The organism is Flavobacterium sp. (genome assembly GCF_031409475.1).
In the GTDB taxonomy this organism is placed as follows: domain Bacteria; phylum Bacteroidota; class Bacteroidia; order Flavobacteriales; family Flavobacteriaceae; genus Flavobacterium.
Genome location: NZ_JANNXH010000002.1, coordinates 1 through 16,703, shown reverse-complemented (window position 1 = coordinate 16,703; position 16,703 = coordinate 1). Strand labels below are relative to the sequence as shown.

At 34.0% G+C, this 16,703-nt stretch carries 13 protein-coding genes; 9 read left to right on the top strand and 4 right to left on the bottom strand.

All coding sequences use genetic code 11. The features are described 5' to 3' along the window. Window positions 1–20: 20 nt before the first annotated feature. The 3 genes from RMO53_RS00115 to RMO53_RS00105 form a co-directional block, all read right to left on the bottom strand. On the bottom strand, window positions 21–1,577 hold the full coding sequence (locus RMO53_RS00115; RefSeq protein ID WP_310377287.1) for a phosphatase PAP2 family protein: 1,557 nt from the start codon (window positions 1,575–1,577) through the stop codon (window positions 21–23). Beyond that, a complete protein-coding gene (locus RMO53_RS00110) occupies window positions 1,567–2,493 on the bottom strand; it encodes a hypothetical protein (protein WP_310377285.1) in 927 nt (308 codons plus the stop codon). Before RMO53_RS00110 ends, RMO53_RS00115 begins: the two co-directional genes overlap by 11 nt. 289 nt (window positions 2,494–2,782) lie before the next feature. Next, window positions 2,783–3,319, bottom strand: coding sequence for a hypothetical protein (locus RMO53_RS00105; RefSeq protein ID WP_310377284.1), 537 nt, complete (start codon window positions 3,317–3,319; stop codon window positions 2,783–2,785). A gap of 179 nt (window positions 3,320–3,498) precedes the next feature. Here RMO53_RS00105 and RMO53_RS00100 point away from each other — a divergent pair, with 179 nt between their 5' ends. The 9 genes from RMO53_RS00100 to RMO53_RS00060 all read left to right on the top strand — a co-directional run bounded on the left by RMO53_RS00100 (window position 3,499) and on the right by RMO53_RS00060 (window position 15,788). Further along, the gene (locus RMO53_RS00100) at window positions 3,499–4,680 is read left to right on the top strand and encodes a pyridoxal phosphate-dependent aminotransferase family protein (RefSeq protein WP_310377283.1); all 1,182 of its coding nucleotides are present in this window, start codon (window positions 3,499–3,501) and stop codon (window positions 4,678–4,680) included. 73 nt (window positions 4,681–4,753) lie between these two features. Then, on the top strand, window positions 4,754–4,954 hold the full coding sequence (locus tag RMO53_RS00095; protein ID WP_310377281.1) for a hypothetical protein: 201 nt from the start codon (window positions 4,754–4,756) through the stop codon (window positions 4,952–4,954). Between the two features lie 285 nt (window positions 4,955–5,239). After that, window positions 5,240–6,097: a TraB/GumN family protein gene (locus tag RMO53_RS00090; protein WP_310377280.1), complete on the top strand. Its 858-nt coding sequence runs from the start codon at window positions 5,240–5,242 to the stop codon at window positions 6,095–6,097. Between the two features lie 5 nt (window positions 6,098–6,102). Then, window positions 6,103–6,606, top strand: a complete 504-nt coding sequence (locus RMO53_RS00085; RefSeq protein WP_310377278.1) for an RNA polymerase sigma factor — start codon at window positions 6,103–6,105, stop codon at window positions 6,604–6,606. Continuing rightward, a complete protein-coding gene (locus tag RMO53_RS00080) occupies window positions 6,596–7,210 on the top strand; it encodes a hypothetical protein (protein ID WP_310377276.1) in 615 nt (204 codons plus the stop codon). The genes RMO53_RS00085 and RMO53_RS00080 overlap by 11 nt, the downstream gene beginning before the upstream one ends. A gap of 52 nt (window positions 7,211–7,262) precedes the next feature. After that, entirely contained in the window at window positions 7,263–7,880 is a 618-nt protein-coding gene (gene bioD / locus RMO53_RS00075) for a dethiobiotin synthase (RefSeq protein ID WP_310377274.1), read from the top strand. Between the two features lie 102 nt (window positions 7,881–7,982). Continuing rightward, window positions 7,983–9,254, top strand: a complete 1,272-nt coding sequence (gene bioA / locus RMO53_RS00070) for an adenosylmethionine--8-amino-7-oxononanoate transaminase (protein WP_310377272.1) — start codon at window positions 7,983–7,985, stop codon at window positions 9,252–9,254. A 244-nt stretch (window positions 9,255–9,498) separates the two neighbouring features. Continuing rightward, entirely contained in the window at window positions 9,499–10,692 is a 1,194-nt protein-coding gene (locus tag RMO53_RS00065; protein WP_310377270.1) for a beta-ketoacyl synthase N-terminal-like domain-containing protein, read from the top strand. Between the two features lie 773 nt (window positions 10,693–11,465). Then, entirely contained in the window at window positions 11,466–15,788 is a 4,323-nt protein-coding gene (locus RMO53_RS00060) for a T9SS type A sorting domain-containing protein (protein ID WP_310377268.1), read from the top strand. A gap of 147 nt (window positions 15,789–15,935) precedes the next feature. Here the strand turns inward: RMO53_RS00060 and RMO53_RS00055 are convergent, their stop codons facing one another. Continuing rightward, complete coding sequence (locus RMO53_RS00055; RefSeq protein ID WP_310377265.1) at window positions 15,936–16,415, bottom strand: regulatory protein RecX; 480 nt, start codon at window positions 16,413–16,415, stop codon at window positions 15,936–15,938. Window positions 16,416–16,703: the final 288 nt, after the last annotated feature.

Sequence of the window (16,703 nt, the reverse complement as noted above, 5' to 3'; positions counted from 1 at the left end):
TAGTAACCTAGAATTATTTTTTATTCTGCACCATCTATTAGTGCTCTTGAAACAGCAAATCCGCCAACGGTTTCACCCAATATAAGACCTTTTTCGCAATCACTTCTATAATGAATTGCACCAAAGATTCTTGAATCCGAGGCTTGTTTTGCCATAGCTTTGAAGCCTGTAGATTTTGCTGGAATGATATGAGATAATACTACAGCAGCTGCGCCACTAAAGGTTGAATGTCCAGAGACATAGGCGGGGAAATTTGGAACTCCAGTTGTCGTTTTTATAGATGGATCAACTTGAGATGGTCTCGGATTAAAGTAAGTATACTTCGCATCCCAACAACTAATTGCCGCATCCATCATAGCGATATTTAACAAGGCCATATTTCTAGCCCAGCGTACTTCACTATAGTTCTCGACAACAAAAGCTTCGGTTGCAATAGCATTCCAGTGACCTGGAGGTGTATAAGTTCCTACTCCGTCTGCCCAAAAAGTTACAATTTCCATATTTTTCTTGGAATTGTCTTGACTGAATTTTTTAATTTCTGCTAATTCTTTAGCAAACTCAATAGATTTTGTTGAAGGCGGTGGTGTCGGGCGATTAGCAACCACCATTGCTGGAGTCATTAAAAACGATTTTACTTTTCCAAACAAAGGCAACATTGGCGGTCTTGCAGGAACATCTAAGGATTTCCAAGGAGTTTCTCCTGTTGCAGCAGTTTGTGTTTCTAATTGTGCCCAGAGCGCAGGTGTTCCAATGGCAGCACCTGCACCATCAGAAGCTGCTTGGGCAATAAATTTTGCCGCAATTTTTCTGCCCAATATAATTCCGGCTTCAACGTCACTCCGAACATTTGCACCACTTATAATGCGATATAATTTTTCTTCATCTGCTTTTGTGTCTATGTAAGCAATTTCGGTTGGGAATAATAATTTTAATAATTCAACAGTAACACCAGACAAAACACCATCTTCGCAAGGATAAGAAGGCAATGTGCTTTTTGGAATTAAAACTTGTATGTTAGCGTCTACTGTAAATGGAGCTGCTCTATTGTATAATTTTTTATAATGCCAAGCTGCAATTAAAGCATCGGCTTGGGCTGCAGAAACGTATGCAAAAGCTCGAGCAGCGTAGGGAGGATTTGAAAACGGAAATTGTGGATTTGCAAAAGGATTTGCTCCAGATGGCGCAGGATAAGTTCCATCTGCGTTTTGATACGGCGGACGATTGTGTTTTGCTACTAATGTTCGCATGATTTCATTCCAACGCAATACACCGCCAACACTCCAATATTTTATGATGCTTTTTTGAGCTGACGTTATACTGGCTTGGTAACTTTTTATTTCATTGATTTCTCTTGTAAATGCAGGAGTATTTGTGGCAATTGGAGCATCCAATGAGAATTCATTTGGAGCGGTTAGTAAATAAGTTTTCCAAGTTCCAGCGAATTCATCCGTATTTGTAGGATTCAATGCTTGAAATTGTTCGTTTCTTTCGGTAATTTCATCACTACACGAATATCCAAAGGCAAGAATCAATGTGAGAATACTTGCTAGGGCTATTTTATTTATTTTAGTTTTCATCTTTGGTACTTGTTTTTTTAAAATTAATTATATAAAATATCCCACCATAAACAGTGTTTGATTTTCCAACATTTCTACCTTCTGCGACATAATTGTAACCACCAACGAGGGATAATTCAGGTATTTTTTTGAACGTATATTTAGAATTTACGCCATATTTTAGTGCGTTCATCGCGTTGCTAGGAAAGGGCATGTTGTTCTTGGTGATGTCAAACCCTCCAGTTTGTGTTACCCAGTTGTCTATTACAAATTCGGCAATTAATCTATTAGAACGATAACCTGCTCTAAAGTTTACCGAAATAACATCGGGCATATCGACTTCATTAGAAATATAATGTACATCATTAATCAAATAGGAGTTTCTTTCGATTGTAATATTGGCTCTTTTTAGGTAAGCTCCCGAAATAGTTGAAAAAAAGTTTCCTCTTTGATAATCACCCATCAATCTTAAAGTGGCAGTTTTGCTCTTTAAACCAAGGCTTAAAGGCAAGTAATCTGCTGTATAATCTGAAACAGGTGTCGAAAAGCCACCTAAAGCATAAACTGAGTAGGTCGATTTTCCAATGGTTTTTTCCAAAGGCATGTATTTTAAGGTTACAGAAAAATCTTGTATTCCTTTTTGACCTTTTAAAGTTCCGGCAGATGCATTTGTTTGTACATAAGGCAAACTTAGAATTAGATTTAATTTGTCTGAAACTCCATAATTTCCCATAACCGCAACAGATTTTGTGGAGACTGTACCTAAATTTAAGTTTTCTCTTTTGAAACTGCCTTCCCAGTATTCGCTCCAACTACTGTTTTGGTATACAGCACCTACACAAAAATTATTTTTACTCATCATAATACCGTCAATTTCAGTTTGTGCGCACATAAATAAGGGTAATAGAATGAGGCAGTTTATATAAATTTTCTTCATTTTATAGAAAGTTTAGATTATAATTATTTTGAATTTTTGCTTTAATTATACTTGGTTTTTTTAAGTAGTTAAACTAAAACGATAGGTTTAATACAGCACTTATTATATTAAAATAACAGTGATGTTGATTTTAAAATATACCTCTAATAGGGATAGAATATTTAAATCTATTACAATGAGTTGTTTAATAGAAACCAACTGGTTTGCACCACAATTTTTGTTTGTAAATTATATTTACAAACAAAAACGCGCAAATTATTGCAGATAAATTGTGTAATAGAATATAGATTTAAACGAAATCTGGTGGGGAATAGGATAAGGAACAGTAGCCTTCTCGAATGGGAGTAATAGTTGTTGTAAATGCTACTTTATGAATATAATTTTTAGAAGGAATAGGTACTGTTGTTACTTCATGCACAACGTAATCTTTGATAAAAGATTTCAATAATTTTTTTACAGGCATTTCTTTAGTAGACGAAGTATCAAATAATTGACTGTCAACAATTTCTATTAATTGCTTATCTACTTTGTCTTGATGTGCGTTTTGTAAATAATAAAGACTTAAGATATTGTTCTGAATTCTTTTCTTAAAAATGTGATAGATTTTGTTGTTAATTTCAACATTCTCATTTACATATTCAAAATCGGTATCTTCGGTAAATGTATATAAAGAAGCATTTAATTTTAATACTTTGTAGGTTGAAACGTTGTTCTTTTGATTAGACGCAACCCATTCTTGCTCTTTTTTTTGAGCAAAAATTAAGTAATACCCGAGCATGTTGTAAAACAGTACAACTACAAGAAAAAGGGATGCAATACGTTTCATAAGTTTCGAAAGTTAGAAAAGATTTGAAAGGCTTAACGAGCAACCTATTTTTTTTAACATTTTTTTAACAAAATATAAAATCGAAATCGATTTCGATTTTTTTGAGGGTTTTTAAAGGATTAAATTATCAAAAAAAGTTAAATTAATTAAACCAAAAAAGATGCTTATTTTTGTGTCGTATGAAAAATCTCCCCGAAAATTTATTAGAAAAACTCGAAACTCGCATGCTAAACAATGCGCTCCGTAAATTGTCGTTACCTAATAATTTAATCGATTTCGCTTCCAATGATTATATAGGTTTTTCTAAAAACAAAACTATTTTCGAACAAACGCATCACTATTTAACTGAAAATAACATTCTTGAAAACGGAGCTACTGGTTCTAGATTAATTTCAGGAAATCATAAAGTTTATCAAGAAGCAGAAAATTATATTGCCAAATTTCATCAAACGGAATGCGCGTTGATTTTCAATTCGGGTTACGATGCCAACGTAGGGTTTTTTAGTTCAATTCCTCAAAAAAGAGATTTGATTTTGTATGATGAATTGTGTCACGCTTCTATTCGCGACGGAATTCAGCTTTCTAATACCAAGTCGTATAAGTTTAAACACAACGATTTTGAGGACTTGGAACGATTGATTGGTAATTTCAATGGGGACAACAGGGGCAATTTGGTAAACACTTCCAACTTCCAACTTCCAACTTCCATTTATATCGTCACCGAAAGTGTCTTTTCGATGGATGGCGATTGCCCAAATATGGAGGAATTGATTGCCGTTTCTGAAAAATACGGCTGCTATTTAGTGGTAGACGAGGCACATTCGCTAGGTGTTTTCGGTTCAACAGGAGAAGGATTAGTTCAAATGTTGGGTTTGCAAAACCAAGTTTTTGCCCGAATTATGACTTTCGGTAAAGGATTAGGATGTCACGGAGCAGCAATTGTAGGAAGTCAGGAATTGTGCGATTTTCTTATCAATTTTGCCCGAAGTTTTATTTATACCACGGGACTTTCGCCACATTCTGTCGCCGCAATTTTAGTGGGATATCAGCATTTGGAAACAGAAAAAAACGCCATCAATTCTTTACGGGAAAACATCATCCACTTCAATCAAGAAAAAAACATTTTGGGATTGAAACCACTTTTTGTCCGAAGCAAATCAGCCATTCAAAGTGCTATAATTCCTGGAAACCAAAACGTAAAATCCATAGCGAGTAAACTTCAGGAAAAAGGCTTTAATGTCAAAGCTATTCTGTCGCCAACCGTTCCAGAAGGTCAGGAACGATTGCGAATATGTTTGCATAGTTATAATAGTCAGGAAGAAATTTCGGCCATAATGTATTGTATTTACTCACTTTTATAAAATATTTCAAAAATTTTTGTAACGTTTCTGTTTTATTTTTACTTACGAGCCGTAATAAAAATAACAAAACAATATGAAAACATCTTCAAGAACAGATTCACAAAAATCAAAAGCAGATTATGCAAGCATTTTTATTGCAGCAATGGGAATTAGTTATGCTTTAGTTAGTCAAATTTTTTATAACAAATCAAACATAGAATTGCTTGTAATTATGATTTGTTTGCTTTCGGTGGGAGTTACTTCAAAATTAAAACATAATAATGAATCAAATTAATTAGAGTTTTAATCATTAATCAAAAATTATTTTCAATCATCAATCAAAATTTTTTAATTATTATGAAAAATTTAAAAACAAACTCAGAAAAACAAATGAATAATTTAATCATTTTTTTATCAGCAATTGGAATAAGTTATAGTTTATCTAGAGAATTTATTTTCAATAAACCAGACAACGCAATTATTTTAATTATTGGTTGCTGTTTATTGGCAATCTCTTTATCAAGAAAAAATCAACAATACCTATAAAAATCAATCAATCATCAATCAAAAAATCAACATTATGACAAATTTATTAAAATCAGCAGCAGCAATTATTACTTTTTTATTTTCAACACAAATTAGTAATTCTCAAGAAACAAAAATTGACAATTCTTTACTTTGGGAAATTTCAGGAAACGGATTAGAAAAATCTTCTTATTTATATGGCACTTTGCATATGATGTGTGACAAAGATTTCGTAATTAAAGAAAAAGTAAAAATAGCCTTTGAAAAAACAGAAGAATTGGCTTTAGAATTAGATTTTGATGATTTAAATGAATTGAAAGCTATGCAAAAAATGACGGTAGCAGACGAACAATTATCCAAAACATTAACTAAAGAAGAATATAAAAAATTAAACGATTTTTTAGTTTCAACTATTGGAAGTAATGCTGCACAATTTGAAAACGCTACTTTTCTTTCAATTATGAGTACTGTTATGATGAAATCATTAAATTGCCCACTAAAAGTATATGAATTTGAATTTATGAAAATGGCTATGAAGAAAAAAAATCAAATTTTGGGTTTAGAAAAAGTCCAAGATCAAATGGATGCTTTTGAAAAATCTTTTAATTTCAAGGATTTTTTAAATCAGTTGTCTGAATATAATCCTAGTTATTTTTCAGAAATGGTTAAGATTTATAATCAAGAAAATATAAATAATTTATACGAAATGGTTACAGATAAAAAATTTATGAATAAGGCGTCTCAAGAACTTATGTTGGATAATAGAAATGCAAATTGGTTAAAACTTATGCCAGAAATGATGAATCAGAAAAGTATGTTTTTTGCAGTAGGTGCGGGTCATTTACCCGGTAATATGGGTGTAATTAATTTATTAAGAAAAGCGGGTTATACTGTAAAACCAATATTAGATTAAAAGTTTTGAACACAAAAGAACAAGAATTTTTAACCCGAATCGAAAAACATAAAGGAATACTGTATAAGGTTTCCAAAATGTACATGGACAATGCAGACGATCAGCAAGATTTGTTTCAAGAAATTGTCTTTCAGCTTTGGAAAGCTTACGATAGTTTTAGAAACGAAAGTCAATTTTCCACATGGATGTACAGAGTTGCTATAAATACTTCCATCGTTTTTTTGAAAAAAGAAAAAAGAAAAGTTGACAAATACGAATTATCATCAACTAATATTCGAGATGAAGAGTCTGATTCTGAAATAAAAGAAGTCCAGTTGAATCATTTTTACAAAGCGATTCAACAGTTGGACAAGATTGACAAAGCAATTATATTTTATCAGTTGGAAGGACTTTCACACAAAGAAACTGCAGAAAATTTAGGTATTTCTGAGGTTAACGCTAGAGTCAAATTAAATAGAGCAAAAGAAAAATTAAAAGAAATTATAAAAAAACAAGGATATGGACTTTAATGATATACAATCCGCTTGGAATGACAACAAATCTGAAAATGTTGTACTTCCAACCAATTTAGACAAATTAAAATCGGCAAATATGCCTATTGATAAGGTTAGAAAAAATTTACGTTTTGAACTTGTTATACAGACAATAGCAATGACACTATTTGGGTTTCTTCCATTAGTAGAAAGGTTTCCAGCAAACATGATTGCCCCATATTATTTGATTTATGCAATTATGGTTGCCATAAGTATTTATTATTTAGGAAAATTATTTTTATTCTATAATAGATTAAACAAAACTGTTCTTAATACAAAGGATAGTTTATATGAAACCTATTTTGACATAAGGTTAAATATGGAGTTGTATAAAACATTTACTTTCTCTCTTCTTCCTTTTTTTATACTATATTTCATTGGTTATGTATCTTATAAAACCCCAAAACTTTCACAGTTAATTAATGGTGAGATACAACATAGTAAATTGATTATATTACTTATCATCCTTATTGCTATATTATTATTAATTGCCTTTTTTACAGAGTTGTGGGTTCAGTCGTTATATGGAAAATACGCTAAACAAGTTAAAAAAGTAATTGACGAGTTAAAAGAAGAATAAATTTTAAGCCCATCTTTGAGATGGGTTTTTTACTTTTACAGAAATATAATCTATGAAACTATTCATCACAGGAATATCTACCGACGTTGGCAAAACCATTGCTTCTTCTATCATTGTCGAAGCACTCCAAGCTGATTATTGGAAACCCATTCAAGCAGGCGATTTGGACAATTCGGATATTCATAAAATTAAAAGTTATATTTCAAATGATAAAACTTTCATTCACGAAAACAGCTATAAACTGAACACACCAGCGAGTCCACATTATGCGGCTCAATTAGACGGAATTACCATTGATTTAAAGCTAATTATCGAACCCAAAACTGACAATCATCTTGTAATTGAAGGAGCAGGAGGCGTTTTTGTACCGTTGAATGACACCGATTGTATTATTGATTTAATACAACCCGATTATAAAGTAATTGTCGTTTCCAGACATTATTTAGGAAGTATAAATCACACTTTATTGACTATTGAAGTCTTAAAAAGCAGAAGATTAAACGTTGCTGGTATCATTTTTAGCGGAAACGAAAACCAAGCTACCGAGTCCATAATTCTGAATAAAACAGGATTAAAATGCATTGGAAAAATTGTAGAAGAACCCTATTTTGATCAAAATGTAATAAAAGAATATGCTGATTTGTTTCGTGAGAATCTATTGAGTTTATAGGACAATAGAATATAGAATAATGAGAATAGACTTTCCTATCTTTGTCGAAAATAGTTGTGTATAGTCTTTTTTCTATACTCTAATTTCTATATTCTTTATCAAATGAACCTACCCGAAAAAGACCAAAAAAATATTTGGCATCCTTATACCCAACACAAAACTTCAAAACCGGCTATTGCAATAAAAAGAGGAGATGGAGCTTTGCTATGGGACGAAAACGGCAAAGAATATATTGACGCCATCGCTTCTTGGTGGGTGAATCCTTATGGACATTCTAATAAGTTTATTGCCGATGCAATTTATAAGCAATTAACCACTTTAGAGCACGTACTTTTTGGAGGATTTACACACGAACCTGCAGTGCTTTTATCCGAAAAGCTGATGGAAATTTTACCCAAAAACCAACAGAAAATATTTTTCTCCGACAATGGTTCCACCGCTGTTGAAGTGGCTATCAAAGTAGCTTTGCAGTATTTTTTCAATAAAGGAGAAAAGAAAACAACGATAATTGCTTTCGAAAATGCTTTTCACGGAGATACTTTTGCAGCAATGGCAACTAGCGGAATCTCTTTTTTTACAGAAGCTTTTCAAGGGATGTTGATTGATGTCATTCGGATTCCAGTTCCCATAAAAGGACAGGAACAAATTAGTTTTGATGCTTTGGCGAAAGTCCTAAAAAGCCATAATTGTGCGGGTTTTATTTTCGAACCTTTGGTTCAAGGCGCTGCAGGAATGGTGATGTATGAAGCGGATTCATTAGATAAATTAATTAAAATCTGCCAGAAAAATAATGTACTCACGATTGCTGATGAAGTAATGACGGGTTTTGGAAAAACGGGCAAGACTTTTGCTTGTAATTATCTAACCGAAAAGCCTGATATGATGTGTTTGTCTAAAGCCCTGACTGGAGGCACAATCCCAATGGCGATTACAACATTTACCCAAGAAATATTTAATGCTTTTTACGATGACGACATCAATAAAGCGTTGTTTCACGGACATACTTTTACGGCAAATCCAACGGGTTGCGCAGCAGCTTTGGCAAGTTTGGAGTTGTTACAAACCAACGAAATGCAAGAGAATATCGCTCGAGTAAACAAAAGTCATTTAGAGTTTCAAAAACACATTGAATCCCATCCAAAAGTTACCACAACACGAGTGTTGGGAGTAATTTTCGCCTTGGAAATTCAAACCGAAAGTGATGCTAGTTATTATGGAACGTTGCGCAATAAACTCTATGATTTCTTTATTGAAAACGGAATAATTATTAGACCTGTTGGCAATATAGTTTATGTATTGCCACCCTATATTATCTCGGACGAGCAATTGCAAAAAGTATATGAAGTAGTCGAAAAAGCATTGGAAATAGTTTAAAATATAACCGCCAAGTTGACAAAGAAGGCACAAAGGTCACTATTATTTAGCCACAGATGCCACTAATTAAACGGATTTATACAGATTTTAAATTCTACTCAAATGATTTTATATAGTTAAAAATATAATCCGTGTTATCTGATTTTTATTTTCAAATAAAACTTTGTGAACCTTGCGCCTTCTTTGTGTTCTTCGTGGTTAAATAGTTGCCATTTTTTACGACCTTTGCATTAAAATAAAAGTCTTGTCACAAATTATCTCCATAACATCTATAGCGTCTATTTCCCCATTAGGGAATGATTCAAAAACCATTTGGGAAAAGTATCAAAACAACAATCATTGTATTACGGAACATTTTTTGGATCATAAAAAGACTCTAGTTGCCAAACTGGATACTGATTCAACTGAAATAATCGAGGCATTAAAACAATCGGATAGTAAATACAAATTTCTGGACAAAACCGTTTTATTTGCAATGGTGGCTTCGCGAAAAGCCATACAAAATGCAGGTTGGACTTCAAATGATGTTTTCGGAATCAACATTGGTTCTTCTCGTGGCGCTACTGATTTATTCGAAAAGCACTATCGCGAATACTTAGAAACAGGCAAGGCACAAACCTTGGCATCACCAACTACTACTTTGGGAAATATTTCTTCTTGGGTTGCCCACGATTTGCAAAGTTCAGGACCAGAAATTTCGCATTCCATCACTTGTTCTACTGCTTTGCACGCCTTGTTAAATGGTGTAGCTTGGCTTCGTGCAGGAATGACCGATAAATTCTTGGTTGGTGGCAGTGAAGCGCCATTAACCGATTTTACAATTGCCCAAATGCGTGCCTTGAAAATTTATTCTAATATTGAAAGTCAGGCCGTCCCGAGACTTCGGGAGCTCGAAGATTATCCTTGTCGCGCTTTAGATTTAGATAAAAAACAAAACACAATGATTCTTGGCGAAGGTGCAGCTGTTTGTTGCTTGGAAATTGGCAAAAAGGAAAATGCTCTCGCTTACATCGAAGGTATTGGCTATGCTACTGAAATTTTGGAACACAACATATCCATTTCGGCAGAAGCGACCTGTTTCCAAAAATCAATGAAAATGGCTTTGCAAAACACTGATTTATCTGAAGTTGATGTCATTGTAATGCACGCTCCAGGAACTAAATCAGGAGATTTAACCGAGTATAAAGCGATTCAAAAAGTTTTTAAAGACGCTTTGCCCATGTTGACTACTAACAAATGGAAAATTGGCCACACTTTTGGTGCTTCGGGGATGTTGAGTATAGAACTGGGGGTTTTGATGATGCAACATCAGAAATTTATTGGTGTTCCATATCTGAACTCTGTCAGGGTTTTGAACCCTGAAAGAGGTATAAAAAAAATATTGGTCAATTCAGTTGGTTTTGGCGGAAATGCGGTGAGTGTTTTATTAAGTGTTTAACAACGAAGTCCACAAATTATAGACAAAGAGCACTGTTTTTAGCCATAGGTTCGAACGGATTTAAATTGATAATCCCGAGCTTCCCAACTTAAAAGACCTTTTATGCCTTATATGGATAAAATAAAAAAATCCGTGTGCCATACCTTAGTGTCAGTATGTCCCGAGAATTCGGGAACTCGAAGATTACTAGACCTTCACTTTATCATAGACCAGATTGCTTTCAAAACCTTGGCGCAGCATATAATCAGAATTTTTTTTTAAGACATTCGTTTCTCGAATGAATTTTCAATGACTTATTTTCAATGTTTGAAATAGCTCCAAATATTCTTTTTGGGTGATTTCTTTATGTGTAAGACGGATTCGTGTTTGCACTATTTCCTCAAACTAATATACAACCAAAAAAACGGAGCTGTTGTTGAAGCACTGTAATTTCTAACAATAATTAACCCAAAACAAACTTATTTACTTGTTTAGATTGATTTGCACCTATAAATTGGTTGATTTGACATTTTTAATATTTTTCAAATTATTTAATTTTATAAATATCACAATGAATAAAAATTTAAAGAAAATCGATTGATTATTTTTTTTTAAAATTTTAAATCAAACTGTAAAATAATATTTTAAAACCAAAACCAAAAATAATACCCCCAAGTATTTTAAACCTGTTTTATTAGAAAAAATGATAATAAAATGTATTGATTATTCCTTTTTGTAATTGAATTACAAATCGTAAATAAAGGGAATACTCAATTAAAACTAACTTAACCTTAATGATTATTAAAAAATTATACCTTTTAGCGTTTTTAGCGCTATCGTCAATTACGTTTGGACAAGATCTTCTTTTAAATGGAGGATTTGAAGGACTAGCTTTAGGAAATTTATCAACAGTTTCAAGCCCTTGGTCTACGCCTAACACTTCTGCACCTTTTCCAGCAATTAACGCAATTAATTCCCGATCAGGGAGTAATAACTTGCTTTTGCCTAATGATTTTGTTCCATTTCGTCAATCTTTTACAGCTGTTGCAGGTACAACCTATACTCTAACGCTTTATGCTCAGTTCACTAATGCTACTTTACCGAGTAGCACCGATGGTATTAATGTTTCAATAAGAGATAATACAGGAGGAAGCGGAACCCAACTTACTCCTAGTCTACAATTTAATATTACCCCAACAGCAGCTGCAGATGGTTATGTAAAATATACTTTCACTTTTGTTGCACCTCAAGCCAATTTAATATTAAATGTTTTTAAAAATGCAAGAGCAATAGGCACTAATCCAAACAATGCTGCACGAATAGACGATATAAGTATTATTGCTGGAGCTTCAACAGCAGTAACGGTTACTGGAAGCGCGCCTTACAATTATACCTATGATGGCACAAGAAAATCACCAACATTTAGTTCAATTGAAACTATTACTTATGCCTATTCTGGTGGTGGTATTTCAGGAACTCAAGCACTTGGTCCTATCAATGTAAGTGCCACTTACCTAGCTCTTGCAAAAGTACCAGAAGGGACAGGTTTTGCCTATCTTGCAATACCCTTTACAGTCGATAAAGCTACACCTACGATAACAGCCATTGTAGGAACTTATACTTATAATAGTTCAGCTCAAGGACCAAATACGGCAACTACTGCTTCAACAGGAACTAAAACGTTTAGTTATGTAGGAGTTAGCTTGTCTTATGGTCTGAGTGCTACAAGACCAACTCTTGCGGGTGACTATACAGTTACAGTTACCGTTGCTTCGGATATTAATTATAATGCAGCCAGTTCATCAGCAACGGCTTTTACAATTAATAAAGCAGCGCCAACAGTATCACCCACAATAGGAATATACATTTATAATGGTTTGGCTCAAGGGCCAAATGCGGTAACAACTGGCTCCACAGGGACAGTCACTTATAGTTATTCAGGAGTAATACCAACTTATGGACCAAGTGCAGCAAGACCAATTCTTGCAGGTAACTATACGATAACTGCATCAATAACATCGGATTCTAATTATAATGCGGGAAGTTCCTCCGCAACAGCCTTTACAATTGCCAAAGCTCCGTTGACCATAACCGCTAATACTACCACGATAGTCTACAAAGACGTTTATACAATTGGCATAGGCTCAACAGATTTTACTTCTAGTGGTTTACAAAACGGGGAGACTTTAGGGAGTATTACAATGGGTACATCTGGATACATTGGGGATATTGGAAGCTATATAACTTTTCCATCGGCAGCCACAGGAGGAACTTTTTCAACTTCTAATTATACTATTACTTACGCAAGCGGAATCTTAACCGTAAATCCTAAGATAGGAGATTACAGAACAAAAGCAAGTGGATTATGGAGTGTTTTAACAACTTGGGAACGATGGAATGGAAGCGCTTGGGTTGAGCCTACAACTCTTGAGGGTTATCCTGGTAGATTTTCATCACCTTATGCTGTTTACATTGAAAATTCACATCATATTACTGGTGATAGAACGGTAACAGGCGCAAATCGAATCGTAGAAATGATATTTTCTAATGGGCCAGTTAGTAGCAGTCTCTCTATAAGTGGGTTTAATTCCGTGACTGTTAATAATCAAATAAGTGTTCGCTCTGGAGCAAATAGAACTATTAATGTAGGAACTGGATTTTTAAGTTGTGGTTCCATAAATATGTCAGATACAGGTGATGATAGTATAGATTCTAAAATAACAGTTTCTACTGGAGCTATATTCGTTTTTAATTCCGTAACAATGAGCGGTTCAAGCGAAAGAAATGCTATTGAGTTCACCGGCGCCGGAGGAGAATTAAAAATTGAAAATGGTACAATTACAGGAGGAACAATAATTCCTGCGTTAGGAGTAGTGCATTATACGAATGATGGAAATCAAGCTGTGGGTTCTTATAATTATACTAATTTGGTATTAGAAGGGTCGGGAATAAAAACCGTCCCTGCTGATGTAACTATTTCCTCGAATTTGACAATAAGAGGAACAGCTTCGGCAAGTTTGTTTACAAATATACAGTACTTTATCGGCACACTTACCCTGGGTTGTTTGGGTAGAGAGGATGGCAGTTGGGGTTCATCTGGACCAGATCCTGACCCTCAATATGTAGATAATACTTATTTTGAAAATACAACCGGTTTTATAAATGTTGCAATAAATACTAGACCTGCGCTTGTAACTACACAAACACAACCTACTTGTACAACACCAGGAACAATAACAGCAACCCCTGTCTCTGGAGCTACCAGCTATACCCTTACTGGAACGAGTCCAGCAGTTGCATCAGTTACAAATGCTACTGGAGTGTTTTCAGGATTGTCAGTAGGTACCTACAGCGCTTATTTTACGAACTCTTGTGGAACATCTTCCACTTTAACAGGTATAGTAATATCAGGATTAGTGACTAAAACTTGGAATGGATTGGCTTGGTCGCCAGTGGGCAATCCAACAGACAGCAACCAAAATATAATATTCACAGGAGATTATGCTGAAGCAGCAGATGTTACAGCATGTGCTTGCACGGTAAATTCGGGAATAGTAAATTTTCCGATAGGAAATTATTTAAAATTAGGAGGAAAACTTACCGTAAACACGCCGGGTACTTTAACTTTCGAGAATAATGCCAGTTTGGTGCAAACCTCATATACTGGATCAAACACAGGTAGCATAACTTACAAACGTAATTACTCAGGTGGAGAATTAGATTATACCTATTGGTCAACACCTGTAGCTGGACAAAATTTACTTGGCGTTTCGCCTACTGCAAATTCAAATAAGTTTTACACTTTTGATCCAGGAGCAAATGATTGGGTTAAAGAAAATCCATCATCTACTACGATGACTATTGGGAAAGGGTATATTTTTACTGGAGCTCCTTTGCCTGCTAAATCTGGGATTTTTGTAGGAGTGCCTAATAACGGGAATCAATCTATTACAGTCGCGGGTGGAGAAACATCAAATCTTATTGGAAATCCGTATCCATCTGCAATAGATGCAGATACTTTTTTGTCTGCAAATGCAGCAGCAATAGATGGAACGCTTTATTTCTGGACACACAACACAGCGATTCAAGATAGAGACTTAATTGCAATTGATCCATTTACAGGATTAACAACTGCGGGTTCAGGCAAATTAGCTTATACTTCTAACGATTATGCTGTTTATAATCTTACGGGAGGAGTTGTAATTAACGGGGTGACTTTTGTAAAAGGAGGAACTGTTGCGGTTAGTGCAGGAGTTCAACCAACTGGCAAAATTGCTGCTGGTCAAAGTTTTTTTACCACTAGTACTGCTGCAGGTGGAACTGTCGCTTTTACTAATGAAATGCGAGTAGATGGTTTGGGAATTCCAAATAACAATTCTAATTTTTTTAAATCTAAAAAGCCTAAAACAAAAACAATTTCTACCACAGAAAAACATCGAGTTTGGTTGAATATGTCTAATGATCAAGGCGCATTCAAACAAACCTTGGTTGGTTATATCACAGATGCTACCAATGATTATGACAGTCGTTTTGATGGTGAAAGCTATGACGGAAACGATTTCCTAGATTTTTATAGCGTGAACATGAATAAGAATTTAACCATTCAAGCACGTGCTTTGCCTTTTGATGAAAATGACGAAGTCTCTTTAGGATATCGTACTACTATCAACGGTAAATTTACAATAAGCATAGATCAATTCGATGGTTTAATGACCAATCAAGCGGTGTTTGTAGAAGACAAGTTGACCAATACAACATTTGATTTAAAGCACGGAAATTATACTTTTAGTACTGTTGCTGGAACTTTTAACGATCGTTTTGTGTTGAGATATACTGCCAAAACATTGAGTTTACAAGAATTGCAAACAATCGATAAAATTAATGTTCTATACTCAAATAAGTTAAAAACAGTAATCATCCGAAATTATGTTAAAGATGCAACCGTAAATACGGTGATACTTTACAACATAACAGGACAAAAAATTGCGAATTGGGTGGTAAAAGACAAGGAACAAACCAATATTCAAATTCCCATAAACAACCTACCTTCGGAAATTTATATTGTAAAAGTCAAAACAAATCTTGGCGAAAGCACTAAAAAAATCAGTATTAATTAAAAATGTTCTTCAAGGATAAAATACTTGACTCTTAGAAGGGATTTTCATGGATTATTCCAAACTCTTCAATCCTTAAATGACTTTTATGCCTGATATGCTTATAACATAAAACTCGTTTTTATCCGTGTTTTGCTATAGTAATTCGTCTCATCCGTGTGCCAATGCTTCCAGTTCCTTCACTTTATCATAAACAATATTGCTTTCAAAACCTCGGCGCAGCATATAGTCACAAAATTTTTTACGCTTTTTTATAATATTCGTCTCTCGAATGGAATCCCAATGTCTTTCGGACAATGTGTGAAAAGTCTCCAAATATTCCTCTGGAGTGATTTTTCTGAGTGCACTATTTATAAGTGTTTGAGAAATTTTTTTAAACTTCAATTCGTTACTAATCCTGATTTTTCCCCAATGTTTGATGCGGTGTTTTCCTCTAGCAAAACTGCTTGCAAAACGTTCCTCGTTTAGAAAATTGGACGCAATGAGGTGCACCATTATTTGGTCGATTTCGTCCGAATCCATTTTCATTATGCGCAATTTAGCAACCACTTCCTCGTGACATCGTTCTTGATAGGAACAAAAATATTCTATCTTTTGGACGGCTTCTTTAATTGTGAAAACTTCCTTCATGGGTTGTATTTTATTTCAATTGCTGGAGTTTTTCGAAAAATTAAGATAGAAACAAAATTAGTTTTTTTAATCAAAAAATTCGCATTTCTTTTTTGAACACCATATAACAGAAATAAATGCAGTTTACCGACTTTATTTTATAGTTATTGATAACTTTTATTCCTTTGTTTGGCTTTGAATTTTTTATAATGAATAACATAAGTTAAAATAGACTTTTAAGAAAATGAATGATTTTTACTTTATGAAAATAATCGTACACAAACTAAGGGTTTTTATTGTTTTATTTTT